We start from the raw sequence: 26,206 nt of genomic DNA, 5'->3' as shown, positions 1-26,206 counted from the left end.
GCTAAACTACCGTATCGGGGCGGTCAAAAACCGCCCCCCGTCATTACTCGCCTTTAGCCGCTTTGAAAGCTTCAGCCATTGCGTTAGAGAAGTTGCCTTCTTCCTGTTTGTTGTTAACAGTAGCGATGGCGTCTTTCTCGTCAGCTTCGTCCTTAGCACGTACGGACAGGCTTACAACGCGGTTCTTACGGTCAACGCCGGTGAATTTGGCTTCAACTTCGTCACCTACGTTCAGAACCAGAGTTGCATCTTCAATGCGGTCGCGAGAGGCTTCAGATGCACGCAGGTAACCTTCTACGCCGCCTGCCAATTCAACTGTAGCACCTTTGGCGTCAACTGCAGTGACTTTACCAGTAACAATAGCACCTTTCTTGTTCATAGACAGGTAGTTATTGAACGGGTCTTCAGCCAGCTGCTTCACGCCCAGGGAGATACGCTCGCGCTCTGCGTCAACTTGCAGAACAACCGCTGCGATTTCGTCGCCTTTCTTGTATTCACGTACTGCTTCTTCGCCTGCAACGTTCCAGGAGATGTCAGACAGGTGAACCAGGCCGTCGATGCCGCCGTCCAGGCCGATGAAGATACCGAAGTCAGTGATAGACTTGATTTTACCTTCAACGCGGTCGCCCTTGTTGTGGGTTTCTGCGAACTGCTGCCATGGGTTGGATTTGCACTGCTTCAGGCCCAGGGAGATACGACGACGTTCTTCATCGATGTCCAGAACCATCACTTCCACTACGTCGCCCACGTTAACAACTTTGGACGGATGGATGTTTTTGTTGGTCCAATCCATTTCAGAAACGTGTACCAGACCTTCAACGCCTTCTTCGATTTCTACGAAGCAGCCGTAATCAGTCAGGTTGGTTACACGACCAGTCAGCTTGGTGCCTTCTGGGTAACGTTTCGCGATAGCAACCCATGGATCTTCGCCCAGCTGTTTCAGGCCCAGGGATACACGAGTACGCTCGCGGTCGAACTTCAGCACTTTAACAGTGATTTCATCGCCAACATTGACGATTTCGCTTGGGTGCTTAACGCGTTTCCAAGCCATGTCAGTGATGTGCAGCAGGCCGTCTACGCCGCCCAGATCAACGAATGCACCGTAGTCAGTGAGGTTCTTAACGATACCTTTAACTTCCATGCCTTCCTGCAGGTTTTCCAGCAGTTGATCGCGCTCAGCGCTGTTCTCGGATTCGATAACCGCACGGCGAGAAACGACAACGTTGTTGCGCTTCTGATCCAGCTTGATGACTTTGAACTCAAGCTCTTTGCCTTCCAGGTGCAGAGTGTCACGTACCGGACGCACGTCAACCAGGGAACCTGGCAGGAACGCGCGGATGCCGTTCAGCTCGACGGTGAAGCCACCCTTCACTTTGCCGTTGATAACACCGGTTACAGTCTCAGCTTCTTCGTAGGCTTTTTCCAGCGTGATCCAAGCTTCGTGACGCTTAGCTTTCTCACGGGACAGCAGGGTTTCACCGAAGCCGTCTTCAACAGCATCCAGAGCAACGTCAACTTCGTCACCAACCTGGATTTCCAGCTCGCCCTGGGCGTTTTTGAATTGCTCAGCCGGGATGGCAGACTCAGATTTCAGACCGGCGTCAACCAGTACGATATCTTTGTCGATAGCAACAACGACGCCACGAACGATGGAACCCGGGCGGGTTTCGATTTCTTTTAAGGATTCTTCAAAGAGTTGAGCGAAAGATTCAGTCATGTTGTTAATCTTCAGGGTTCTTTAGTTTAACGTCCATTTAGCGTCCCGCCGAATGGGGTTGTTTCACATACCCCGCCATTGGCTCCATGCCGACAGGGTTTAAGGTTACAGGGGTAAAATTTTACCCGATATATTGCGATACCGCTATGACAAATATGACAAAAAGCCAATAGCGCCGCCGCGCTTATTGCTGCGGCAACGCCAACACTTTCTGTGCATACGTCAACGCCTGCCGGATCACTTCTTCGATCGACATGCTGGTAGAATCCAGCACGAGGGCGTCAGAAGCGGGCACCAGAGGCGCGATAGGCCGATTACGGTCACGGTCGTCCCGTTCCTTTATCTCGGCTAAAAGACGTTCAAAGTTAACATTAAAGCCCTTCTCCTGCAACTGCAGCATGCGGCGGTGCGCGCGCTCCTCCGAGCTGGCGTCGAGGAAAATCTTGACCGGCGCGTCCGGGAACACCACCGTGCCCATATCGCGACCATCGGCAATCAGGCCGGGCGCCTCGCGGAATGCGCGCTGGCGACGCAGCAACGCCTCGCGCACGCGCGGAAACGCCGCCGCTTGCGACGCGGTGTTGCCGACGGTTTCGGTGCGGATCTCATTGCTGACGTCCTCACCTTCCAAAATCACCTGCAGCTTGCCGTCCTGGGCAACGAAGCGAACATCGAGATGTGCGGCCAGCGGAACCAGCGCTTCCTCAGAAGTGATATCCACCTGATGATGCAACGCCGCCAGCGCCAGCACGCGATAGATCGCGCCGGAGTCCAGCAAACGCCAACCAAGGGACTCGGCCAACGCTTTACACAGCGTGCCTTTGCCTGCGCCACTTGGTCCATCAACGGTTATCACCGGGGCTGTAGCCGTCATTTCTCTCTCCTTCAGGTAGAAAACCTCACAGAGGCACGGTGAGCTTCGACGCGAAGCCCGTGCGCCCTGTCACCTGCCCAATCAGGGGCAAATACGGTGGCGTATTATACGCTGCCCTACGGCGATCTGTTACCCTGGAACTGTCCGGTTGTTGAAAATAAGCGCACAACCGCGAAAAAGTATAGAAGAAACGCCGGTCGCCAAAGGTTAAAAACGATAAAGGCCCACAAAGGGGCCTTAAAATAAACGATTTGACGGGTTACGCCGGCTGGCTGATGCGCGCCAGCTGTTCGAAATAGTCCGGGAAGGTTTTCGCGGTGCATTTCGGATCGAGAATGGTGACCGGAGTATCCGACAGCGCCACCAGCGAGAAACACATCGCCATGCGGTGATCGTTGTAGGTGCCGATCTCGGCAAACTGCAGTTTGGCCGGCGGCACAACGTGAATATAGTCTTCGCCTTCGTCCACTTCCGCCCCCACTTTACGCAGCTCGGTCGCCATCGCCGCCAGACGGTCGGTCTCCTTCACCCGCCAGTTGTAGATATTGCGAATGGTGGTCGGCCCCTCGGCGAACAGCGCCGCGGTGGCGATGGTCATCGCCGCGTCCGGAATGTGGTTCATGTCCATGTCGATGCCGCGCAGTTCACCGCGGCTGCACTCGATGAAATCGTCGCCCCAGGTAATGCGCGCGCCCATTTTCTCCAGCACGTCGGCAAACTTGGTGTCACCCTGCACGCTTTTGCGGCCGATGCCGGTCACGCGCACGGTGCCGCCCTTGATCGCCGCCGCTGCCAGGAAGTAGGAGGCGGAAGAGGCGTCACCCTCAACCAGGTAATCGCCCGGCGCGATATACGTCTGGCGCCCCTGGATATGGAACACCCGGTAGTTGTCGTGGCTCACCGATACGCCGAAGGTGCGCATCAGATGCAGCGTGATGTCGATGTACGGCTTGGAAACCAGCTCGCCCTTGATGTGGATCTGCGTATCCTGCGGCGCCAGCGGCGCGGTCATCAGCAACGCAGTCAGGAACTGGCTGGAGACGCTGCCGTCAACGGTGACGTCGCCGCCCTGGAAGCCGCCGCGCAGGCGAATCGGTGGGTAATCGGTCTGCTCGAGGTAATCAATCTGCGCCCCGCCCTGGCGCAACGCGTCCACCAGATGGCCGATCGGGCGCTCTTTCATGCGCGGTTCGCCGGTCAACACCACGTCGCCCTCGCCGAGGCACAGCGCCGCCGCCAATGGGCGCATCGCCGTCCCGGCGTTGCCGAGGAACAGTTCCAGCGGCCGATCGGCCACCAGCGGCCCGGCCACGCCGGTCACTTCGCACACGGTGCGATCGGCGGAAAGCTGATAGTTCACGCCCAACGCCTGCAGCGCGTTCAGCATATGACGCACGTCGTCGCTGTCCAGCAGGTTGGTCAGCCGGGTCGAGCCTTTCGCCAGCGCCGCCAGCAGCAGAGCGCGGTTAGAAACGCTCTTGGAGCCGGGTAAGTTGACGGTGCCATTGACCAGGGCGACCGGGTGTAACGTCAGGGAATCCACCATGTGAACAAAACTCTCCAATTCTGATAAACGAAACGGCTCCGGAATAATGCCGGAGCCGCTTTAATGCAAAAGGACAACAGCCTGAGCAGCCCGCGCCTGGCGGGCTGACGGAATCAACCGTGACGACGTTCGAAGTCGGTCATGAAGTCGGTCAGCGCCTGCACGCCGGCCAGCGGCATGGCATTGTAAATAGAAGCGCGCATGCCGCCAACTACCCGGTGGCCTTTCAGCGCCTGCAGGCCGATGGCCTCGGCTTCGCTGAGGAACACCTTGTCCAGCGCCGCATCGGCCAACTGGAACGGCACGTTCATCCAGGAACGGTTGGCGATCGCCACCTGGCTGCGGTAGAAGTCGGATTTATCGATGGTCGCGTACAGCAGTTCGGCCTTGGCCTGATTGCGTTTCTGCATCTCCACCAGGCCGCCCTGCTCTTTCAGCCATTTGAACACCAGCCCGGACAGATACCAAGCGAAGGTCGGTGGGGTGTTGAACATCGAGTCGTTCTCGGCCAGCACGGTGTAATCGAGGATCGACGGCACTTCTTTGCGCGCCTTGCCCAGCAGATCGTCGCGCACGATCACCAGCGTCAGGCCGGCCGGGCCGATATTTTTCTGCGCGCCGGCGTAAATCACGCCAAAACGGCTGACGTCGAGCGGGCGGGACAGAATGGTCGAGGAGTAATCGCCGATCACCACCTTGTCGCCGAAGTCCGGCGTTTCATCGATGGCCACGCCGTCGATGGTCTCATTCGGGCAATAGTGCACATAAGCCGCGTCGGCGTTGAGTTGCCACTCTTTCATCGGCTTGATGCCGCTCAGGCCGTCGATGCGGGTTTTCACGTCGATGACGTTCGGGGTGCAATACTTCTCCGCTTCCTTGATGGCGCTGTGCGCCCAATAACCGCCGTCGATATAGTCGGCGGTGGTCTTGTCGCCCAGCAGGTTCAGCGGCAGCGCGGCAAACTGCCCGCGGGCGCCGCCGTGGCAAAACAGCACTTTATAGTTGGAGGGGACTTTCAGCAGATCGCGCAGATCCTGTTCCGCCTGCTCAGCAACGGCGATGAACTCTTTGCTGCGGTGACTGATCTCCATCACTGACGTGCCCAGCCCGTGCCAGTTGCACAGTTCCTGTTCCGCACGACGCAACACTTCCACCGGCAGCATCGCCGGGCCAGAGCTAAAATTATAAACCTGAGTCATTTCCCCTCACCACATTCACTGTTCGCCGCAGAAAAGCGACCTGTCGAAAAGACGCCCGAAGTTAACGCTCGCGTTAACCAACCCATCGGTTTTATCACTCACGCCCCATGGCTGCAACGCTTATTCGCCCGTCGGCGGCAAACGGCCCCGCCGGGTGATGACAGGCTCTGCGGCCGTCGCGATTGTTTGGACGATAAAACCCTGCGACATGGGGAAATTCAGCGGGTTAACGCGGTGTTTTATGCTGTATTCAGCCAAGATGGCTGCGGGAGTCCGGTCGGCCCCCGCAGGGAAGAAAACGATCAGTACTGATTGAACATCTGCTGGATCTGCTTCGCGTCTTTGGTTTGCGTCAGCGCCAGCTGCAGCAGTATGCGCGCTTTTTGCGGATTCAACGTGCCGGCGGCCACAAAGCCGTACTTGGCGTCGTCCACTTCCGCATCTTCGGTGGTGGCGCCGGTCGGCACGCGCGATGAACGCACTACCGCCACACCGTGGTGCGCCGCCGTCGCCAGGGTGTCGAACACCGTTTTATACAGATTGCCGTTGCCGACCCCGGCGCTGACGATGCCCTGGTAGCCTTCGGCGATCAGCGCCTTGGCCGGCGCATCGGAGGCGTTGGCATAGTTGTAGACGATGCCGACCTTCGGCAGTTCGCTCAGCTTGTTGACGTCGAACGGCGTATCCCGGGTATGCTTACGCTGCGGCGAACGCTGGTAATCAACCTTGCCGTTGTGGATATACCCCAGCGGGCCGTAGTTCGGCGACTGGAAGGTCTGCACGGCGGTGGTGTTGGTCTTGGTGACGTCGCGCGCATCCAGCACGGTGTCGTTCATCGCCACCAGCACCCCGCGGTTGGCCGATTGCGGATCCGCCGCCGTCACCACCGCGTTATACAGATTGAACGGGCCGTCGGCGCTCATCGCCGTCGCCGGCCGCATCGCCCCCACCAGCACCACCGGCTTGTCGCACTTCACCGTCAGATCGAGGAAATAGGCCGTCTCTTCCAGCGTATCGGTGCCGTGGGTGATGACGAAGCCGTCGGTTTTGCCGCAGTCGGCGTCAATTTTCTTCGCCAGCGTCAGCCAGACCTGATCGTTCATGTCCTGCGAGCCGATGTTCACCACCTGCTCTCCCTGCACGTTGGCGATATCTTTCAGCGCCGGCACCGCATCGACCAACGCCTCGACGCCCAGTTTGCCCGCCGTATAGTTGGATTTCGTCGCCGAATCGCCGCCGCCGGCGATGGTGCCGCCGGTCGCCAGCAGGGTGATGTTGGGCAGCGCCAGCGCCGAGGCGCTGGCACCGGTCAACAAGAGAGTTAACACGCTGAGTTTCACTGATTTCATTAGATTTCTCCGTGACAGATAACTCGCTGAATTATGGCCTTTATCCTTAAAAAAACTGTGACTTTGCCACCGCTTTAGGAATACGTGGAGCTCCAGCGCAAAACCCCGTATCATTGCGCGTTTTTAGTACGCGCAAAAAGTGAAGACAATGACGCAAACTTTTATCCCCGGTAAAGACGCCGCCCTGGAAGACTCCATCGCCCGTTTCCAGCAGAAATTGAGCGATCTCGGTTTCAACATCGAAGAAGCCTCCTGGCTGAACCCGGTGCCGCACGTGTGGTCGGTGCACATTCGCGATCGCGATTGCCCGCTGTGCTTCACCAACGGCAAAGGCGCCAGCAAAAAAGCCGCGCTGGCCTCCGCGCTGGGTGAATATTTCGAGCGCCTGTCCACCAACTACTTCTTCGCCGATTTCTATCTGGGCAAGCAGATCGCCGAAGGCGACTTCGTGCACTACCCGAATGAGAAATGGTTCCCGATCCCTGAAGACGACGCGCTGCCGGCCGGCATCCTCGACGAACGCCTGCACGCCTTCTACGATCCGCAGCAAGAGCTGAGCGCCAGCGATCTTGTCGATCTGCAATCCGGCAACGCCGATCGCGGCGTGTGTGCGCTGCCGTTTACCCGTCAGTCCGATCAGCAAACCGTGTACATCCCGATGAACATCATCGGCAACCTGTATGTTTCCAACGGCATGTCCGCCGGCAACACCGCCAACGAAGCGCGGGTGCAGGGCCTGTCGGAAGTGTTCGAGCGCTATGTGAAAAACCGCATCATCGCCGAATCCATCAGCCTGCCGGCGATCCCGGACGAAGTGCTGAACCGCTACCCGGGCGTGGTGGAAGCCATCGCCAAGCTGGAAGAGGAAGGTTTCCCGATCCTCTCCTACGACGCCTCGCTGGGCGGCAACTATCCGGTCATCTGCGTGGTGCTGTTCAACCCGACCAACGGCACCTGCTTCGCCTCGTTCGGCGCGCACCCGGACTTCGGCGTGGCGCTGGAGCGCACGGTGACCGAACTGCTGCAGGGCCGCAGCCTGAAAGATCTCGACGTGTTCACCGCGCCGACCTTCGATGACGAAGAAGTGGCGGAACACACCAACCTGGAAACGCACTTCATCGACTCCAGCGGCCTGATCTCCTGGGATCTGTTCAAACAGGATGCGGACTATCCGTTCGTTGACTGGAGCTTCAGCGGCAGTACCCAGGAAGAGTTCGCCACCCTGATGAGCATCTTCGACAAAGAAGACGCGGAAGTGTACATCGCCGACTACGAGCACCTGGGCGTCTATGCTTGCCGCATCATCGTGCCGGGCATGTCCGATATCTACCCGGCAGAAGACCTGCTGCTGGCCAACAACAGCATGGGCGCGCACCTGCGCGATACGCTGCTGGCGCTGCCGGGCAGCGAGTGGGAACCGGAAGAATACCTGGCGCTGATCGAGCAGTTGGACGACGAAGGGCTGGACGACTTCACCCGCGTACGCGAACTGCTGGGCATTGCCAGCGGCAAAGACAACGCCTGGCATACCCTGCGCGTGGGCGAGTTGAAGTCGATGCTGGCGCTGGCGGGCGGCGATCTGGATCAGGCGCTGATCTGGACCGAATGGACGCAGGATTTCAACGCCTCGGTGCTGAACCCGGCGCGCAGCAACTACTACCGCTGCCTGCAAACGCTGCTGCTGCTGGCGCAGGAGCCTGAACGCGAAGCGGCGCAGTACTACACCGCGTTCGTGAAGATGTACGGCCAGGAAGCGGTCGACGCCGCCTCCGCCGCCATCAGCGGTGAAGAGCGCTTCAACGGGCTGTTCGCCGTCGATGCCGATCTGGAGGCACTGCCGGCCCATCAGGCGCTGCTGGCGGCCTACGAGAAGCTGCAGGCTGCCAAACGCCGCCACTGGGCCAAGGCCTAAGCATCATCAGGGGATACTGCCACTTTGGGAGTACCCCTGCTGCCAAACGCCGCACTTCGTTGCGGCGTTTTCATTTTTGCGGTGTATTTCAACGCATTCGGTTTTATTTTCTCGCCGTAAAATTGGCGGTTAAACGACCATAAAAATAAATAAACCGTCAATTGTTGCCGGACGGTGAAATAATAATTAACCGATAATTAAACTTTCAGCGCTGCGCGGCGACAAAACGCCTAAAAATTTAACTTTACCCTACGCCGTTCACCCGGTGAATTCAAAAAATTTTGCAAACATTAAAAAAATGTTTTTACTTAAAAATCAATAAATTAACCATAAAAACCACACAAAAAACACGCCATTTTGCCGCTCTACTTCCCCGCCTTATGATCCAAATCAAATTTTCCCCTATACTGCTTTGCTAGTATCTCATTGCGTTGTTTTAACCCTTAAGAGCGAGAGTTAGTTTGAAAACTGACAGCCCCTTCGATCTGATTTTACCTGCGGCCACGGCGAAAATCGCTGAAGATGCCGGCGTGTATAAAGCCACCAAACATCCGCTGAAAACGTTTTATTTGGCGATCACCGCCGGTGTCTTCATTTCCATCGCCTTCGTTTTCTATATCACGGCGACCACCGGCACCGCCGGCGTGCCTTTCGGGCTGGCGAAACTGGTCGGCGGCATCTGCTTCTCTCTCGGGTTAATGCTGGTGGTGGTATCGGGCGCCGACCTGTTCACCTCTACCGTACTTATCGTCATCGCCAAGGCCAGCGGCCGCATCAGCTGGGGCCAGTTGGGTGCCAACTGGCTGAACGTTTATCTCGGCAACCTGGTCGGCGCGCTGTTCTTCGTGGCGCTGATCTGGTTCTCCGGTGAATATATGGTCGCCAACGGCCAGTGGGGCCTGAATGTCCTGCAAACCGCAGACCACAAGCTGCATCACACCTTTATCGAAGCCGTGTGCCTCGGCATTCTGGCTAACCTGATGGTCTGCCTGGCGGTCTGGATGAGCTACTCCGGCCGCACCCTGACCGACAAGATGTTCGCCATGGTGCTGCCGGTCGGGATGTTTGTCGCCAGCGGCTTCGAGCACAGCATCGCCAACATGTTTATGATCCCTATGGGCATCGTGGTCAAACACTTCGCCACGCCGGAGTTCTGGCAAGCCGTAGGGGCGGTACCTGAGCAATTCGCTCATCTGACAGTAAGCAACTTCATCATCGACAACCTGATTCCGGTCACCATCGGCAACATCATCGGCGGCGGCCTGCTGGTTGGGTTGACTTACTGGGTAATTTATCTGCGCGGGGGTCGCGAACAGCACTAAGCTGTGAGTTACCGCGCGCAGAGTTAGAAATCCACAATCAAAGGTAGGTGTACAATGACCGAACTTAACGAGAAATTAGCCAACGCTTGGGAAGGTTTCAGCAAGGGTGACTGGCAGAATGAAGTCAACGTTCGTGACTTCATCCAGAAAAACTACACGCCTTATGAAGGTGACGAATCCTTCCTGGCTGGCGCCACTCAGGCCACCACCACCTTGTGGGACAAGGTTATGGAAGGGATCAAACTGGAAAACCGCACTCACGCGCCGGTTGATTTCGACACCAACGTTGCTGCAACCATCATTTCTCACGACGCGGGTTACATCGCCAAAGAGCTGGAAACCATCGTAGGCCTGCAGACCGACGCGCCTCTGAAACGCGCGCTGATCCCGTTCGGCGGCATCAAAATGGTCGAAGGTTCGTGCAAAGTGTACGGCCGCGAGCTGGATCCGCAGCTGAAAAAAGTGTTCACCGAATACCGTAAAACCCACAACCAGGGCGTATTCGACGTTTACACCAAAGACATCCTGAACTGCCGTAAGTCCGGCGTGCTGACCGGTCTGCCAGATGCCTACGGCCGCGGCCGCATCATCGGCGACTACCGCCGCGTGGCGCTGTACGGTATCGACTTCCTGATGGCCGACAAGCTGAACCAGTTCAAATCGCTGCAGGAAAAACTGGAAAACGGCGAAGACCTGGAAATGACCATCCAGCTGCGCGAAGAGATCGCTGAACAGCATCGCGCTCTGGCTCAGATCAAAGAGATGGCCGCCAAATACGGTTACGACATCTCCGGCCCGGCCACCAGCGCGCAAGAAGCGGTGCAGTGGACCTACTTCGGCTACCTGGCCGCGGTAAAATCCCAGAACGGCGCCGCCATGTCCTTCGGCCGCGTGTCCACCTTCCTCGACGTGTTCATCGAGCGCGACATCAAGGCGGGCAAACTGACCGAAGAGCAAGCGCAGGAACTGATCGACCATCTGGTGATGAAACTGCGTATGGTGCGCTTCCTGCGTACCCCTGAGTACGATGAGCTGTTCTCCGGCGACCCAATCTGGGCGACTGAATCCCTGGCCGGTATGGGCGTCGACGGCCGCACCCTGGTCACCAAAAACAGCTTCCGCTTCCTGAACACCCTGTACACCATGGGGCCGTCTCCGGAGCCGAACATGACCATCCTGTGGTCTGAGAAGCTGCCGCTGAACTTCAAGAAATTCGCGGCGAAAGTGTCCATCGACACCTCTTCCGTTCAGTACGAAAACGACGACCTGATGCGCCCTGACTTCAACAACGATGACTACGCCATCGCTTGCTGCGTCAGCCCGATGATCGTCGGCAAACAAATGCAGTTCTTCGGCGCCCGCGCCAACCTGGCGAAAACCATGCTGTACGCCATCAACGGCGGCGTTGACGAAAAACTGAAAATGCAGGTCGGCCCGAAAGAAGCGCCGATGATGGACGAAGTGCTGGACTATGACAAAGTCATGGCCCGCATGGACCACTTTATGGATTGGCTGGCCAAGCAGTACGTGACCGCGCTGAACATCATTCACTACATGCACGACAAGTACAGCTACGAAGCTGCGCTGATGGCCCTGCATGACCGTGACGTTTATCGCACCATGGCTTGCGGCATCGCCGGCCTGTCCGTTGCAGCCGACTCCCTGTCCGCCATCAAGTATGCGAAAGTCACCACCATTCGCGACGAAGACGGCCTGGCTATCGACTTCAAAGTGGAAGGCGAGTATCCGCAGTTCGGTAACAACGACGCCCGCGTCGATGACATCGCCTGCGACCTGGTGGAACGTTTCATGAAGAAAATTCAGAAACTGCGCACCTACCGCAACGCGGTACCGACCCAGTCCGTACTGACCATCACCTCCAACGTGGTGTACGGTAAGAAAACCGGTAACACCCCGGATGGCCGCCGCGCAGGCGCACCGTTCGGCCCAGGCGCCAACCCGATGCACGGCCGCGACCAGAAAGGCGCAGTAGCCTCCCTGACCTCGGTAGCCAAACTGCCGTTTGCCTATGCGAAAGACGGGATCTCCTACACCTTCTCCATCGTGCCTAACGCGCTGGGTAAAGACGACGACGTGCGTAAAGCCAACCTGGCGGGCCTGATGGATGGTTACTTCCACCATGAAGCCTCCATCGAAGGCGGCCAGCACCTGAACGTCAACGTGATGAACCGCGAAATGCTGCTGGATGCGATGGAAAACCCTGAGAAATACCCTCAGCTGACCATCCGCGTTTCCGGTTACGCCGTGCGCTTCAACTCGCTGACCAAAGAGCAACAGCAGGACGTGATTACTCGTACCTTCACTCAAACGATGTAATACGCCAACCGGGCGGGAAACCGCCCGGTGCCAACGTCGGGGCCGGCTCTGCCGGCCCTTTTCTCCCACCGCTCTCCCCTGACTCTGTACGAGTCTGTTTTGCCGGACATCTATACTGAATGGATAGCCGGCAAAACAGTTATCCGGCAACTGACCGGCCGACAGGCATCATTACCCCCGGTGGCGGGCTCACCCCGCCACTGCATCGCAGATACCTGGCCGGCGGCCACGCGCCTATTTTTAGACTGCGTTTGACAGTCAATATTGGAGAAAACCCCGCAATGTCAGTAACTGGTCGCATCCACTCCTTCGAATCCTGCGGCACCGTCGACGGGCCAGGGATCCGCTTTATCGTCTTCTTCCAGGGCTGCCTGATGCGCTGCCTCTATTGCCATAACCGCGATACCTGGGATACCCACGGCGGCAAAGAAGTGACCGTCGAAGAGCTGATGAAAGACGCGGTGGCCTACCGCCACTTCATGAACGCCTCCGGCGGCGGCGTGACCGCGTCCGGCGGCGAGGCGATCCTGCAGGCTGAATTCGTGCGCGACTGGTTCCGCGCCTGCCACGCCGAAGGCATCAATACCTGCCTGGACACCAATGGCTTCGTGCGCCGCTACGATCCGGTGATTGACGAGCTGCTGGACACCACCGATCTGGTGATGCTGGACCTGAAACAGATGAACGACGAGATCCACCAGAACCTGGTCGGCGTCTCCAACCACCGCACGCTGGAATTCGCCCGCTATCTGGCGAAACGCAACCAGCGCACCTGGATCCGCTACGTGGTGGTGCCGGGTTGGTCAGACGACGATAAGTCGGCGCACCTGCTGGGCGAGTTCACCAAAGACATGAGCAACATCGAGAAAATCGAGCTGCTGCCCTACCACGAGCTGGGCAAGCACAAATGGATAGCGATGGGGGAAGAGTACAAGCTGGACGGCGTTCATCCGCCGAAGGCCGAGACCATGGATCGCGTCAAAGGTATCCTGGAAAGCTACGGCCACAAAGTCATTTACTGATTGGCGCGGCGCCAAAGAAAAACCGGCTCATGGCCGGTTTTTTTATGCTCAGGCGGCGGCGAACGGCGTGTGATGGTGATCCGGCTTCTGCTTTTTCAACAGCATCAGCAGGTAAACCAGCGCCACGGCGGCGATCATCACGAACAGCACGCGGTCGGAGTAGTTTTGCATCAGCAGCGCCGTCATCGACGGGCCCAGCAGGCTGCCGATGGTGTAGCTCATCAACAGCGCCTGGTTCATCGCCACCAACTCGTGCGGCAGCGCCTTCTCGCAGGCCCAGGACATCGCCACCGGGTACAGGGTAAAGCCGGCGCAGCCGAGGATGAACAGCGAAGGCGCCATGGCGTAGTTGCCGAGCATCGCCACGCTGGCCAGGATCACCACGAACACCTGAATGCGCAGCACCAGCAGGCGCCCGTATCGATCGGCCAGGCGACCGACCGGCCATTGGCCGACGATGCCGGAGCTGACCAGCAGCGCCATCCAGTAACCGACGTTGGCATCGCTCATGCCCTGATGGGAGAGGTACAGCGGCATCAGGCCGTACAGCGAACCGAGCACGATGCCGGAGATGATGCAGCCATTGATGCCGAGACGCGCGCTGCGGCGTCTCAGCATTGTCCACACCGCCGCCTGCTGCGGCTCGTCTTCATGGCGGTTGACCCGCGCAAACAGCATCGGCAGCATGGCGCTGATCACAATGGCGGTCACCCACGGCACCACGTGCAGCAATTCGGTCGAGGTCATGCTCAACAGCAATTGGCCGGTCACCGTACCGAGGTAATAAACGATCATATAGGCCGCCAGCAGCTGGCCGCGGTTGCTCAGATTGCCGCTGCGCAACAGCGCGCTCTCCACGATCACCCAGATCCAAGCGCAACCGACGCCGGCGAAGAAGCGCCAGCCCAGCCAGCTCCAAAAATCGATCGACAGCACCATGCCGGCGGTCGCGGCGGCGAACACCAGACAAGAAAGATGATAGCTGCGGGTAAAGCCGACGCGCTGGATCAGTTTGCCCGCCACCAGCGTGCCCAATAGGTTGCCGCTGAAATAAGAGGAGCTGACCATTCCCACCTGCCAGGTCGACAGCTGAGCATGGGTTAACCAAAGAGGCACTAACGTATTCAAAACGGCAATGGATACCGTGAGCAGCAAGAGGCCGCAGAGCAATAAGAGCACTGGGCGGGAGTATGCGGACATAGTGAAATTGTGACCGAACGCGCAATGAGAGTGCGCGCATCATGCCACTGGCGATAAAAAAGTCAATCGCCTCTTATCGTTCCACCGCACGATTTGTTTCCGGCTAACCGGCTGAAAAAGCGCTATGCTCAGCGCAGAGCGAATTTGACGACAGAGAGGCAAGATGAGTCAGGCAAATGATGCGGCGGTAGAGGCCCTGCTGGCGGACATCGGCAGCACGCACGGTGAGCTGCTGGCCATCGTGCAGCAGGTGCGCAGGATCGCTGCGGCGAGCGGCAACGGCGTCACCGAATCGGTCAAATACGGCGGTATCATGTTCTCGCATGGCCAATTTTTCTGCGGCGTTTTCGCCTACCGCCACCACGTCACGGTGGAGTTCGGCCACGGCTACCGGCTGGCAGACAGTCATCACCAGCTCGAAGGCAGCGGCCAATATCGGCGGCACATCAAGCTCCACTCGCCCGCCGAGGTGAAAAGCAAGCATCTGGCGGACTACATTCAACAGGCTTATGCGCTGACTACGGGCTGAATTCTCGACATAAAAAAAGCGCCCGTAGGCGCTTTTTTCGTGGTTTGCCGTTTAGCCGATATATTCCAGGCCGCCCATATAAGGACGCAGCACTTCAGGCACCTGAATGCGGCCGTCGGCCTGCTGGTAGTTTTCCAGCACCGCCACCAGCGTACGACCAACCGCTAGGCCGGAGCCGTTCAGGGTGTGAACCAGACGCGGTTTCTTGTCGGCTTTGCTGCGGCAGCGCGCCTGCATGCGACGCGCCTGGAAATCCCACATGTTGGAGCAGGACGAGATCTCGCGGTAGGTATCCTGCGCCGGCAGCCACACTTCCAGATCGTAAGTTTTGCACGCACCGAAGCCCATGTCGCCGGTGCACAGCAGCACCTTGCGGTAAGGCAGGTTCAGCAGCTGCAGCACTTTTTCCGCGTGGCCGGTCAGCTCTTCCAGGGCATCCATCGAATCTTCCGGACGAACGATCTGCACCATCTCGACCTTGTCGAACTGGTGCATGCGGATCAAACCACGGGTGTCGCGGCCGTAAGAACCGGCTTCCGCACGGAAGCATGGCGTGTGTGCGGTCATCTTCAGCGGCAGAGTTTCCTCTTCCACGATCTCGTCGCGCACCAGGTTGGTCAGCGGCACTTCCGCCGTTGGGATCAGCGCGTAGTTGCTGCTGTCGGCTTCTTCTTCCAGCGGACGGGTATGGAACAGGTCTTCGCCGAACTTCGGCAGCTGGCCGGTGCCATACAGCGTGGCGTGGTTGACCAGATAAGGCACGTAGGCCTCCAGGTAGCCGTGCTGCTCGGTGTGCAGATCCAGCATGAACTGAGACAGCGCGCGGTGCATGCGGGCGATTTGCCCTTTCATCACTACGAAGCGCGAACCGGTCAGCTTAACCGCGGCGGCAAAATCCAGCCCGCCGGCCATTTCGCCCAGGTCGACGTGATCGCGCACCGCGAAGTCGTACTGGCGCGGTTCGCCCCAGCGGGTCACTTCCAGGTTTTCACTGTCGTCTTTACCATCCGGCACGGCGTCGTCCGGCAGGTTAGGCAGCGTCAGGGCGTAATCGCGGATCTCGCTCTGCAGCGCATCCAACGCCGCCTTGGCGGCATCCAGCTTGTCACCCAGCTCGTTCACTTCGCGACGCAGCGGCTCGATATCTTCCCCACGCGCTTTGGCCGCGCCGATGGATTTCGATCGGGAGTTGCGTTCCGCTTGCAGCGTTTCAGTTTCTACCTGCAGAACTTTGCGACGTTCTTCCTGCGAACGCAGCAGATCCAGATCGAGTTTAAAGCCTCGGCGAGCCAGTTTGACGGCGACTGCGTCTAGCTCATTACGCAGCAGATTGGGATCGAGCATGCTAATCCTGTGCTTGTTGTTATTGAAAGAAGTGTTGTTGTTCTATGCGGCTGATTTATAGCCGCATAAAAGAAGAGTGATACCCGCTAACCTTACCGCAACGGCCTCGCTAGCGGTAGCGTTTTGTCGGGCTATTTTGATCCTGCTCAGCCAGCCATGCCAACTTTTCGCCGATTTTCCCTTCCAGCCCGCGCGAGGTGGGTTGATAGTAGCGCGTATGGGCCATTTCAGGCGGGAAATAGTTCTCGCCGGCGGCGTAGGCGTTGGGTTCGTCGTGGGCGTAACGGTACTCCGCTCCCAGCCCCATCTCCTTCATCAGCTTGGTCGGCGCGTTGCGCAGGTGCTCCGGTACGTCATAATCGGCCTGCTCTTTGGCGTCGCGCATGGCAGCCTTGAACGCGGTGTAAACCGCGTTGCTCTTCGGTGCGCAGGCCAGGTAGACGATCGCCTGCGCGATGGCGCGCTCGCCCTCCGCCGGCCCCACGCGAGTGAAGCAATCCCAGGCGGCGATCGCCACCTGCATGCCGCGCGGATCGGCGTTGCCCACGTCTTCAGAGGCAATCGCCAACAGACGGCGCGCCACGTAGAGCGGATCGCCGCCGGCGGTAATGATGCGCGCATACCAATACAGCGCCGCGTCCGGTGCCGAGCCGCGCACCGATTTATGCAGCGCGGAAATCAGGTCGTAATAACGGTCGCCCTTGTTGTCGAAGCGCGCGCTGCGTTCGCCCGACACCTCTTTCAGCAGCTCCGGTGTCAGCACCCGCACGCCTTTGGCGTCTAACTCCGCCATGTCCGCCATCATTTCCAGGCTGTTCAGCGCCCGGCGCGCGTCGCCGCCCACCAGCTCCGACAGCAGGCGGCGCGTTTCCGCCGGCAGCTCGACGTTCTGATTGCCAAAGCCGCGCGCCTTGTCGCCCATCGCCTGATCCAGCACCTGGCCGATATCCTCGGCGGTCAGCGCCTTCAGCAGGTAAACGCGGGCACGGGACAACAGCGCCGAGTTCAGCTCGAACGACGGGTTTTCGGTGGTGGCGCCGATAAAGGTGATGGTGCCGTCTTCAATGTGCGGCAGGAAAGCGTCCTGCTGACTTTTGTTGAAGCGGTGCACTTCGTCGACGAACAGAATAGTGCGGCGGCCGGCGTCGCGGTTTTGTCGCGCCCGCTCGATCGCCTCGCGGATCTCCTTGATACCGGAGGTCACGGCGGAGATCCGTTCGACATCCGCCTGACCGTAACGGCCGATCAGCTCTGCCAGCGTCGTCTTCCCGGTGCCCGGCGGCCCCCATAAAATCATCGAGTGCAGCTGCCCGGCCTCGATGGCACGCGGCAGCGGCTTGCCGGCGGCCAGCAGGTGCTGTTGGCCGATATACTGCGCCAGCGTGGTTGGCCGCATACGCGCGGCCAATGGCTGGAACTCGTTCTGGGAAAAATCGAGCGACAGATTATTACTCACTTGCACCTCACTGGCGCTGGTCGTCCAGCGTCACCCCCTTCGGCGGGGTAAATTTGAATTTGGCCGGATCGGCGGCAACGTTCTGCTGGCTTTTCAGCGCGTAGGAACTACGCTGGCCATCCTGCTCCACCGCAGCGAAGCTGCGAATGGTACCGCTGTTGGTCACGCTGATGGCGAACTGCTTCAGGTTGCCGCTGGCGGACTTCGGCGTCAGCTCGAAATCATCGCCCTTTTGCTTCACGTTGTACTGTTTCCAGTCGCTGGCATTATTGCGGGTGATCAGCATAAACGGCGTATTGCCGGTGGCGTTCTTCAGCCAGGTCGCCGTCACCTGCTCGACGAACGGGTTGTAGAACCACAGAGTCTGGCCATCGGAGACCAGCACGCTCTCATCGGGCGACGTCATGTGCCAGTTGAAGAGGTTTGGCCGCTTCACCCACAGCTCGCCTTCCCCCTGTTGCACCGCTGCACCGTCGGCGCTGGTCACGGTTTGCGAGAAGCTGGCGTGGAAACTGTTCACCTTCGCCAGGCGACTTTGCAGATCCTGTGCGGCATCGGCCAGCACGGAGGTAGACGCGAATCCCGAAAGCAGACAGCAGGCAACTAACAGTTTTTTCATTATTCCAGATACCTTATGAAATGCGTTAACCGCAGGGCGACGCCGTGCGGGTCAAATCAACCCTCTACCCGGTTACTTTACCCGAAGCCGGCGATCGTCCGGTAGGCCAATGTTCCGAGAAGAAACGGGTTTACGCTTCTTTGCACAAGGGCCGCTTAAGCGGCCCTTTCTTATTGAATTGCAATGGCTAAACGACCATCAATCGTGCCGTGGCGGCGCCAGCACCTCACGGTTGCCGTTGTGCCCCTGCTCGCTGACGATGCCTTGCGCTTCCATCTGTTCGATGATGCGCGCCGCGCGGTTATAGCCGATACGGAACTGGCGCTGCACGCCGGAGATGGAGGCACGGCGTTTATCCACCACGAAATCCACCGCCTGATCAAACAGCGGATCCAGCTCTTCGTCGCCATCCATACCGCCGCCGGCACCGCCCTCGCCGTCTTCACCGCCGCTGAGAATACCCTCTTTATATTGGGGCCGCTCGCGCGCTTTCCAATCCTTGACCACCGCATGCACTTCCTGATCGCGCACGAATGCACCATGTACACGCACCGGAATGGAAGAGTTCGGCGCCAGATAGAGCATGTCGCCCATACCCAGCAAGGACTCGGCGCCCCCCTGATCGAGGATGGTGCGGGAGTCGATCTTGCTCGACACGGTAAAGGCGATACGCGTCGGGATGTTGGCCTTGATAAGACCCGTGATCACATCCACCGACGGACGCTGGGTCGCCAGCACCAGGTGGATACCCGCCGCACGCGCTTTCTGCGCCAGGCGGGCGATCAACTCTTCGACCTTCTTGCCGACCGTCATGATCAGATCGGCGAACTCGTCGACCATTACCACGATGTACGGCTCTTTCTCCAGCACCGGCGGCGTGATATCCATGCTGTCGGTCGGCTTCCAGAACGGATCCGGGATCGGCCGCCCCATCGCTTCGGCCTGATCGACGCGTTCGTTGTAACCGGCCAGGTTACGCACGCCCAGGGCAGACATCAGCTTGTAGCGGCGTTCCATTTCACCCACGCACCAACGCAGCGCATTGGCGGCGTCTTTCATGTCGGTCACCACATCGGTCAACAGGTGCGGAATGCCTTCATAGACCGACAGCTCCAGCATTTTCGGGTCGATCATGATAAAGCGCACTTCTTTCGGCGTGGCTTTATACAGGATGCTCAGGATCATGGCGTTGACCCCGACCGACTTACCGGAACCGGTGGTACCGGCGACCAGCAAGTGAGGCATTTTGCCCAGATCGGCCACCACCGGTTCACCGGAGATGTCTTTACCCAATACGATGGACAACGGCGACGGGTTGTCACGGAAGGCCGGGCAATCCAGCACTTCGCGCAGATACACCGTTTGCCGCTTGGCGTTCGGCAGCTCCAGACCGACATAAGGCTTACCGGGGATCACTTCCACCACGCGCACCGCCGAAGTCGACAGCGACCGCGCCAGATCGCGCGACAGGTTGGAAATGCGCGCCGCTTTAACGCCCGGCGCCAGATCCAGCTCGAAGCGGGTGATGACCGGCCCCGGCAGGATATCCACCACGTCGGCTTTTACGCGGTAATCGGCCAAACTGGCCTCCACCAGGCGCGCCTTCTGTTCCAGCGCGAAGGAATCGACCGGCTCCACCTCTTTCGGCGCTTCGGTCAGCAGATCCAGCGTCGGCAGCGGCGTGGTCGGCTTCTGCAGCGGCTGATCGTTGCGCATCAGGAACGGGTGAATCAAGCTGTCCATCGCCGGATGTTGCTCGGCCGGTGCTTGCTGAGACTGCGGCTGCACCGGTTGCTGTGGCTGCTGATATTGCTGCGGCGACGGCTGTTGATACTGCTGTTGCGGCTGCTGGTATTGTTGAGGCTGTGAGTGCGATTGCTGAGGTTGAACAGCCGGTGCCACAGGCTCAAACTGGCCGAATGGCACGTCATCCTCTTGCTCACTTTGCTGTTCAATGCGCTCTTCAAGCTGCGGGGACAGCGTGAACATCGGCTCGCTCGGGCCATCGTCCACCAGATCCGCCATCGGCGAGAAGCTGAAAGCATTGCGGGTATCGACCGGGCTGGCGGCAGGCGCCTGCGGGGCAGTCTCTTGCTGACCATAACGCGCCTGCTGCTGCTCGGCGAACGCCTGGCGCAGCGCAGCCTCTTGCCGCGCCTCTTCATCGTCTTGTTGGATTTCACCGTAACGTTGGTTCTGTTGTTCGGCGAACGCCTTGCTCAGCTCGGCTTCCTGCTGAGCATTTTCATCATCCTGCTCCGGCTCGTAGCTTTCGCCATAGCGCTGGCTTTGCTGCGTGGCGAACGCCTGGCGCAGCGCGGCTTCTTGCTGCGCCTCTTCTTCCTGCGGATTCACCGCCGTCGGCTGTTGAGGCTCCGCCTGGCGCTGTTCCTGCTCGGCCGCACGCTGCGAAGGCAGCTTGATGCCGTATGAGGCCAGCTCACGACGGGTCGGAATACGTACCGGATTCGGCCGCGGCAGCTCAGGGCCGATGCCCTGTTTAACCTGCGAATTGCTGTCGCTGGTCGCCGTGAAGGCCGGCATAAAGGTCGCCGCCGCGGTACCTGCAGCAGCAGCGGCTGCCGTATCCAGCTGTGGCTTGGCACCGGTAGCGCTGAAACCGTCCGAACCACCGATGTCGACGCTATCGCGCTGCGCGGCGGTAAAATCAAAGGGAGAACGCGCCGGCGGCTGCGGTGCAGCCGGCTCTTGCCAATTGCCCAGGCGCGGCTCATCGTCATCCTGATAAGGATCGACAGGGCGCGTCGCCTTAGGTACAGGCGTTTCTTCCGGGATCTCGAAGGAATACAGCGGCGGCGTGGCGTCTTGCGCCGGGGCGCTCACCGGGTGCTGATTGACCGAGGCCGGCGCGGCCGGCGCCACCGTTACCGACGGCGCCTGTGTGGCGATCGGTGCGGCAACGGGCTCGTGGATCTCTGCCTTTACCGCTGGTGCAGGCGAAGCCGCCGGCGTGATTGGCGCGGCGTCGGTTTCAACCTCACCATCGTCGGCACGCAGGCCGCTGAGCAACGGATCGGCGGCGTCTTCCGCCGCCTCTTTGGCGCTTTCGGTGACCGAAGGCGCGGAGAACAGCACGTCGTCATCGGCAACCGCGGCGCCGGCGGCGGTCGCGGCAACCGCGGCTGCGGCGCCCTTCCCTGCCTGCTCAGGCTCGTCGTCAACGTAACGCTCGTCATCCTCGAAATAGCGCTCTTCGCGGCGTGAGCGGTTGGTCATCACTGTCGCGACGCCCAGCACCGCCCCGCCTATCTTCTCGGCGATGACCAGCCAGGACCAGCCGGTAAACAGCGTCAACCCCGCCGCCCACACGCACAGCAGCGCCAGCGTGGCGCCGATGCCGTTGAACCACGGCAACATGGCGTTGCTCAGCAGGCTGCCGATCACGCCGCCGGAAGCGAAGTAATAGAGATCGTCAACGTTCAGCGCCGCCAGCCCGCAGGAGGTGAGCACTAACGCCAGGGTGCCGATCAGGCGCAGGGAGAGCGCGAAATAGTCGATGTAGTCTCTGTTGCCGCGCTGGCGATAGGCCGCCCAGCACAGGATCAGCATGATCGGTGGTATCGCGTAAGCGAGCACCCCGAAGGTGAAGAACAGCGTGTCGGCCAACCAGGCCCCGACACCGCCGCCCAAATTGTGAATCGGCTCATGCCACGCGGTCTGCGACCAGCTTGGGTCAGACGGGTTGAAACTGACCAGCGCAGCCATGAGGTAAACGGCAAAAATCGCTACCACGATAAGCACAGCCTCCAGCAAACGCCGGCCACTGCTGAGTCTTTTCAGGGTAACTTCTTTATCTTCTGTATATTCCTGGCTCAAGAAAGGCTCTCCAGGTTCCTGTTAGCTGACATAGCAACAGCGCCGAGAAGCTTCCCCGGCGCCGAAACTGTATGAATAAACAGGAGTGTAACCAATTTAATCAGGTTTTGCACCTGCACCTTACCGTGTTTTGATAACCAGACGGTTACTCTGTTTCACTTCTTCCATCACTACATAGGTACGGGTGTCGTTGACCCCCGGCAAACGCAGCAAGGTTTCGCCCAGCAATTTGCGGTAAGCCGACATGTCCGGTACGCGGGTTTTCAACAGGTAGTCGAAATCACCGGAAACCAGATGACACTCCTGAATCTCTTCAAGCTTCTGCACTGCCGAGTTGAATTGCTCAAACACATCCGGCGCGCCGCGGTTCAGCGTGATTTCCACGAAAACCAACAGGGACGCATCCAGATAATGCGGGTTAAGCAATGCGGTATAGCCATGAATGAAACCCTGGCGCTCGAGACGGCGCACGCGTTCTAAACATGGTGTCGGGGATAACCCCACGCGCTTCGAAAGCTCGACGTTCGAAATACGCCCATCCTTCTGCAGCTCATTCAGGATGTTGCGGTCGATACGGTCAAGATCTTTACCCGGGCGTTTCTTGTTGTCTGCCATTATTATTGTCTCTCTTATTTTCTTCCGTGCACTTGCCACACCCTAGCCAACGTCAATGTGTAAGGGTTCGTTCCAAGCGAAGACCCGATGCCTGTCATATGCTTCTTCACTACCATCATTCCACGCCGCACAGCCTGTCTGTCCAACCCCGCGCGACGCCGGTAACGACGTTTAGGTCGAGAAAAAATCAGCAAACGCTTGCGCGCCCTGCTCCGCAAACCCACCGCGCATTGCCGCCTCGCGGCGCAAATACGTACGATTTGCTGGTGTTACGGGGATAATTTCTTCTTCCTATGATGTTTTCGCAAATGCGCAGCGGATTGTCAAAGTAAAAGAAGCAAAATCAGAACAACGTACCGTCACGAAAAGTCTGCATCCCATTTTTGGTTATGAATCGCTGGTTGGTAAACCCCAGCCAGGAGCGGCTCAAGTCGCAGAATGCGCCGTTTTTGCGCGGTTGGTGATTCAGTGGCCGAATGCGGCTTTGATAAGGTAAATTTCTGCGTTTGGCGTGCGATTTGCCAACAGCGGGTGCATTAATAGGCGACAACTATCATACAAATCGTTAACAACGTCGCCCGGCGCTTTTTTTACTGCGCCATTTTCCCTACAATCGGTTCCATTGTCCGCCATTGTGGAATAAAGAGGTTATTCATGGGCACGGCTAAACATAGCAAATTACTGATTCTGGGCTCCGGCCCGGCCGGTTACACCGCCGCCGTTTACGCGGCGCGCGCCAACCTGAGCCCGGTGCTGATCACCGGTATGGAACAAGGCGGCCAGCTGACCACCACCACCGAAGTGGAAAACTGGCCGGGCGACGCCGAAGGCCTGACCGGCCCGGCGCTGATGGAGCGCATGCGCGAGCATGCGGAGAAGTTCCAGACTGAAATCGTCTTCGATCACATCAACAGCGTCGATCTGCAGCAGCGTCCGTTCCGCCTGTTCGGCGACAGCGGTGAATACAGCTGCGACGCGCTGATCATCGCGACCGGCGCCTCCGCCCGCTACCTTGGCCTGCCTTCCGAAGACGCGTTCAAGGGCAAAGGCGTTTCCGCCTGTGCGACCTGCGACGGTTTCTTCTACCGCAACCAGAAAGTCGCAGTGGTCGGCGGCGGCAACACCGCCGTTGAAGAAGCGCTGTACCTGTCCAACATCGCCGCCGAAGTTCACCTGATCCACCGCCGCGACAGCTTCCGCTCGGAGAAGATCCTGATCGACCGGCTGATGGAAAAAGTGAAAAGCGGCAACATCGTGCTGCACACCGACCATACGCTGGACGAAGTGCTGGGCGATGAAATGGGCGTGACCGGCGTGCGTATCCGCAGCACCAAAGCGGAAAACGAAACCCGTGAACTGGAGCTGGCCGGCGTGTTCATCGCTATCGGCCACAGCCCGAACACCGGCATCTTCGGCGGCCAGCTGGAGCTGGAAAACGGCTACATCAAGGTGCAGTCCGGCATTCACGGCAATGCGACCCAAACCACTATCCCCGGCGTCTTCGCCGCAGGCGACGTGATGGATCACATTTACCGCCAGGCGATCACCTCCGCCGGCACCGGCTGTATGGCGGCGCTGGACGCAGAGCGTTACCTGGACGGCATCGCCGGCGCAGAAGTCTGCTAAGGCTTTCTCACCACCAGCAAAAAGCGGCTCTCGGGCCGCTTTTTTTGTCTTCGCTCCTCAAGAGGATGCACGCCGATGCATAATCTTCTTCACTGGCGCCTGCTGGTTGCCGTCGCCGACAGCGGCACCATCACTCAGGCTGCGGCGCTCTGCGGTATGACGCAGTCTGCCGCCAGCCAGGCCATCGCTCAACTGGAGACAATGCTGAGCACCCGGCTTTTGGTTCGCCAACCGCACAATGTCGTCCTGACCCAAAGCGGCCTGCAGATCGTCGCCCATGCCCGCACGATGTTGGAAGCACTGCGGGCCATTCAGCAATGTGCGCAACAAGCCGGCAACGCGCACGCGGGCAAAATACGCCTGGCCAGTTTCCCGTCGGCATTCAGCAAACTGTTGCCGCCGCTGCTGCGCAAATTTCGCCGTCTGTACCCCGACATTGAGCTGATTACGCTCGAGGGCACCGACCACGAAGTGGAGAGCTGGTTAGCATCGGCGACGGCTGACATCGGCGTGGTGCTCAATCCGGCGCCGGAGCGGCTGTGCTTTCCTTTGGGGGAGGATGCCTGGCTGGCGGTCGTGCCCAGCGCGCACCCGCTGGCGCGAGCGCGGCGGCCGGTGGCGCTGGATGCCCTGTTCCGGCTGCCTTTTATCCTGGCGACCGGCGGCTGTGATGTGAATGCGCTACGCTTGGCGCAGCAGTCAGGTTTGGCGCTGGCCGATATCCGCGCCACCGTCAGCGATTGGCAAACGGCATTTACGCTGGTCAGGGAAGGCACGGGCGTCACGCTGATGCCCGCGTCCGTGATCCCGCCCGACGCGCTTGGGGTTTGCACTCTGCCGCTCGTTGCGCCGATTTATCGCCGTTTCGGCCTCGCGTACTCATCCGAGGCGGCGGCCCTGCCCCCCGTCCAAACCCTGCTGAGTTACCTGCGAGAACAGGAGCAAACTCTGGCCAGTCGCTGAGCTAATAGCGGCTTTCTGAAATTTCCATTTTCCCGCTGGCATCGGTGTCGGCATGCTGTGGCGAGCGTTCTCATTAACCCACAAGGAAATAGCATGAAGCTGTATTTTGCTCCCGATGCGTGCTCGCTTGCCCCACATATCGTCCTGCGCGAATTAGCGCTCCCCTTCACCCTGGTCAGGGTGAACAATCGCAGCAAGCGCTGCGCCGACGGTGAGGACTTCTATCGCATCACCCCCAAAGGTTACGTCGCCGCCCTGCAACTGGATGACGGTAACGTGATCACCGAAGGCCCCGCTATCGTTCAATACCTCGCCGACCTGCGCCCAGAGCGCCGGCTTGCGCCGCCACCGACGGCCTTTGAGCGGGTACGGCTGCAGGAATGGCTTAATTTCATCACCAGCGAGATCCATGCCGGTGCCGCCCCTTTATTCAATGACGCTCTGCCCGACGTCGCCAAGGCATTGCTGCGCGATAAGTTGAGGCGGCGATTGAGTTACCTCGCGCAAGCTTTGGCACCACAAACCTATCTGCTAGAAGCGCATTTCAGCGTCGCTGACGCTTATCTGTTTACCGTGTTGCGCTGGATGGCGCGCTTCGAGATTTCGCTGAGCGAGTGGCCGCCGCTCCAGCATTATATGGCGCGGATCGCAGAGCGAGCGTCGGTGCGCGCCGCTCTGGAAGCCGAGGCCGTGAGTGAGGAAGTCAAATAGTCGGTAACGCGTCTGTTATAGCCACATT

19 protein-coding genes are annotated in these 26,206 nt (G+C 59.1%); 8 read left to right on the top strand and 11 right to left on the bottom strand.

Features of this window, described 5'->3' with window-relative positions; all coding sequences use genetic code 11:
* Positions 1–43 precede the first annotated feature (43 nt).
* The 5 genes from rpsA to ansB all read right to left on the bottom strand — a co-directional run bounded on the left by rpsA (position 44) and on the right by ansB (position 6,685).
* Positions 44–1,717, bottom strand: a complete 1,674-nt coding sequence (gene rpsA, locus QDT79_RS12760) for a 30S ribosomal protein S1 (RefSeq protein WP_004928267.1) — start codon at positions 1,715–1,717, stop codon at positions 44–46.
* Between the two features lie 184 nt (positions 1,718–1,901).
* Positions 1,902–2,591 (bottom strand): (d)CMP kinase, encoded by a 690-nt coding sequence (cmk, locus tag QDT79_RS12755; protein ID WP_004928270.1) that lies wholly within the window; start codon positions 2,589–2,591, stop codon positions 1,902–1,904.
* A 259-nt stretch (positions 2,592–2,850) separates the two neighbouring features.
* Positions 2,851–4,137 carry a 3-phosphoshikimate 1-carboxyvinyltransferase gene (aroA, locus tag QDT79_RS12750; RefSeq protein ID WP_130017638.1) on the bottom strand — a complete coding sequence of 429 codons (1,287 nt, stop codon included), beginning with the start codon at positions 4,135–4,137 and terminating at the stop codon, positions 2,851–2,853.
* A gap of 113 nt (positions 4,138–4,250) precedes the next feature.
* Positions 4,251–5,336, bottom strand: a complete 1,086-nt coding sequence (serC, locus tag QDT79_RS12745) for a 3-phosphoserine/phosphohydroxythreonine transaminase (protein ID WP_107227719.1) — start codon at positions 5,334–5,336, stop codon at positions 4,251–4,253.
* Between the two features lie 302 nt (positions 5,337–5,638).
* Entirely contained in the window at positions 5,639–6,685 is a 1,047-nt protein-coding gene (gene ansB, locus QDT79_RS12740) for an L-asparaginase 2 (RefSeq protein WP_308316580.1), read from the bottom strand.
* A gap of 148 nt (positions 6,686–6,833) precedes the next feature.
* Here ansB and ycaO point away from each other — a divergent pair, with 148 nt between their 5' ends.
* The 4 genes from ycaO to pflA all read left to right on the top strand — a co-directional run bounded on the left by ycaO (position 6,834) and on the right by pflA (position 13,278).
* On the top strand, positions 6,834–8,597 hold the full coding sequence (gene ycaO, locus QDT79_RS12735) for a 30S ribosomal protein S12 methylthiotransferase accessory factor YcaO (protein WP_063989420.1): 1,764 nt from the start codon (positions 6,834–6,836) through the stop codon (positions 8,595–8,597).
* Between the two features lie 461 nt (positions 8,598–9,058).
* The gene (focA, locus tag QDT79_RS12730; protein ID WP_107227716.1) at positions 9,059–9,919 is read left to right on the top strand and encodes a formate transporter FocA; all 861 of its coding nucleotides are present in this window, start codon (positions 9,059–9,061) and stop codon (positions 9,917–9,919) included.
* Positions 9,920–9,973: 54 nt separating this feature from the next.
* Entirely contained in the window at positions 9,974–12,256 is a 2,283-nt protein-coding gene (gene pflB, locus QDT79_RS12725; RefSeq protein WP_063989418.1) for a formate C-acetyltransferase, read from the top strand.
* Between the two features lie 281 nt (positions 12,257–12,537).
* The gene (gene pflA, locus QDT79_RS12720; protein WP_063989417.1) at positions 12,538–13,278 is read left to right on the top strand and encodes a pyruvate formate lyase 1-activating protein; all 741 of its coding nucleotides are present in this window, start codon (positions 12,538–12,540) and stop codon (positions 13,276–13,278) included.
* 48 nt (positions 13,279–13,326) lie between these two features.
* Here the strand turns inward: pflA and QDT79_RS12715 are convergent, their stop codons facing one another.
* Positions 13,327–14,478 (bottom strand): MFS transporter, encoded by a 1,152-nt coding sequence (locus tag QDT79_RS12715; RefSeq protein ID WP_033637849.1) that lies wholly within the window; start codon positions 14,476–14,478, stop codon positions 13,327–13,329.
* A gap of 163 nt (positions 14,479–14,641) precedes the next feature.
* On the opposite strand from QDT79_RS12715, the gene QDT79_RS12710 reads away from it, so the two are divergent.
* Positions 14,642–15,007, top strand: a complete 366-nt coding sequence (locus tag QDT79_RS12710) for a DUF1801 domain-containing protein (RefSeq protein WP_149558728.1) — start codon at positions 14,642–14,644, stop codon at positions 15,005–15,007.
* Positions 15,008–15,058: 51 nt separating this feature from the next.
* Here the strand turns inward: QDT79_RS12710 and serS are convergent, their stop codons facing one another.
* The 5 genes from serS to lrp all read right to left on the bottom strand — a co-directional run bounded on the left by serS (position 15,059) and on the right by lrp (position 22,878).
* Complete coding sequence (gene serS, locus QDT79_RS12705; RefSeq protein ID WP_015377321.1) at positions 15,059–16,351, bottom strand: serine--tRNA ligase; 1,293 nt, start codon at positions 16,349–16,351, stop codon at positions 15,059–15,061.
* Between the two features lie 109 nt (positions 16,352–16,460).
* Positions 16,461–17,747, bottom strand: a complete 1,287-nt coding sequence (locus QDT79_RS12700) for a replication-associated recombination protein A (RefSeq protein ID WP_060421860.1) — start codon at positions 17,745–17,747, stop codon at positions 16,461–16,463.
* Between the two features lie 67 nt (positions 17,748–17,814).
* Positions 17,815–18,426 carry an outer membrane lipoprotein periplasmic chaperone LolA gene (gene lolA, locus QDT79_RS12695; RefSeq protein ID WP_063989414.1) on the bottom strand — a complete coding sequence of 204 codons (612 nt, stop codon included), beginning with the start codon at positions 18,424–18,426 and terminating at the stop codon, positions 17,815–17,817.
* A gap of 198 nt (positions 18,427–18,624) precedes the next feature.
* A complete protein-coding gene (locus QDT79_RS12690) occupies positions 18,625–22,263 on the bottom strand; it encodes a DNA translocase FtsK 4TM domain-containing protein (protein WP_308316579.1) in 3,639 nt (1,212 codons plus the stop codon).
* Between the two features lie 120 nt (positions 22,264–22,383).
* Entirely contained in the window at positions 22,384–22,878 is a 495-nt protein-coding gene (gene lrp, locus QDT79_RS12685; protein WP_004928318.1) for a leucine-responsive transcriptional regulator Lrp, read from the bottom strand.
* 654 nt (positions 22,879–23,532) lie between these two features.
* Between lrp and trxB the strand changes: the two genes are divergently transcribed.
* The 3 genes from trxB (at position 23,533) to gstA (ending at position 26,178) form a co-directional block, all read left to right on the top strand.
* Entirely contained in the window at positions 23,533–24,504 is a 972-nt protein-coding gene (gene trxB / locus QDT79_RS12680; RefSeq protein WP_047727946.1) for a thioredoxin-disulfide reductase, read from the top strand.
* Positions 24,505–24,579: 75 nt separating this feature from the next.
* Positions 24,580–25,467: a LysR family transcriptional regulator gene (locus QDT79_RS12675; protein ID WP_308316578.1), complete on the top strand. Its 888-nt coding sequence runs from the start codon at positions 24,580–24,582 to the stop codon at positions 25,465–25,467.
* A 93-nt stretch (positions 25,468–25,560) separates the two neighbouring features.
* Positions 25,561–26,178, top strand: a complete 618-nt coding sequence (gstA, locus tag QDT79_RS12670) for a glutathione transferase GstA (protein ID WP_308316577.1) — start codon at positions 25,561–25,563, stop codon at positions 26,176–26,178.
* Positions 26,179–26,206 lie beyond the last annotated feature (28 nt).

Origin of the sequence: Serratia marcescens, from assembly GCF_029846115.1 — a bacterium.
GTDB lineage: Bacteria > Pseudomonadota > Gammaproteobacteria > Enterobacterales > Enterobacteriaceae > Serratia > Serratia marcescens_L.
This window is presented reverse-complemented; position numbering and strand designations above follow the sequence as displayed.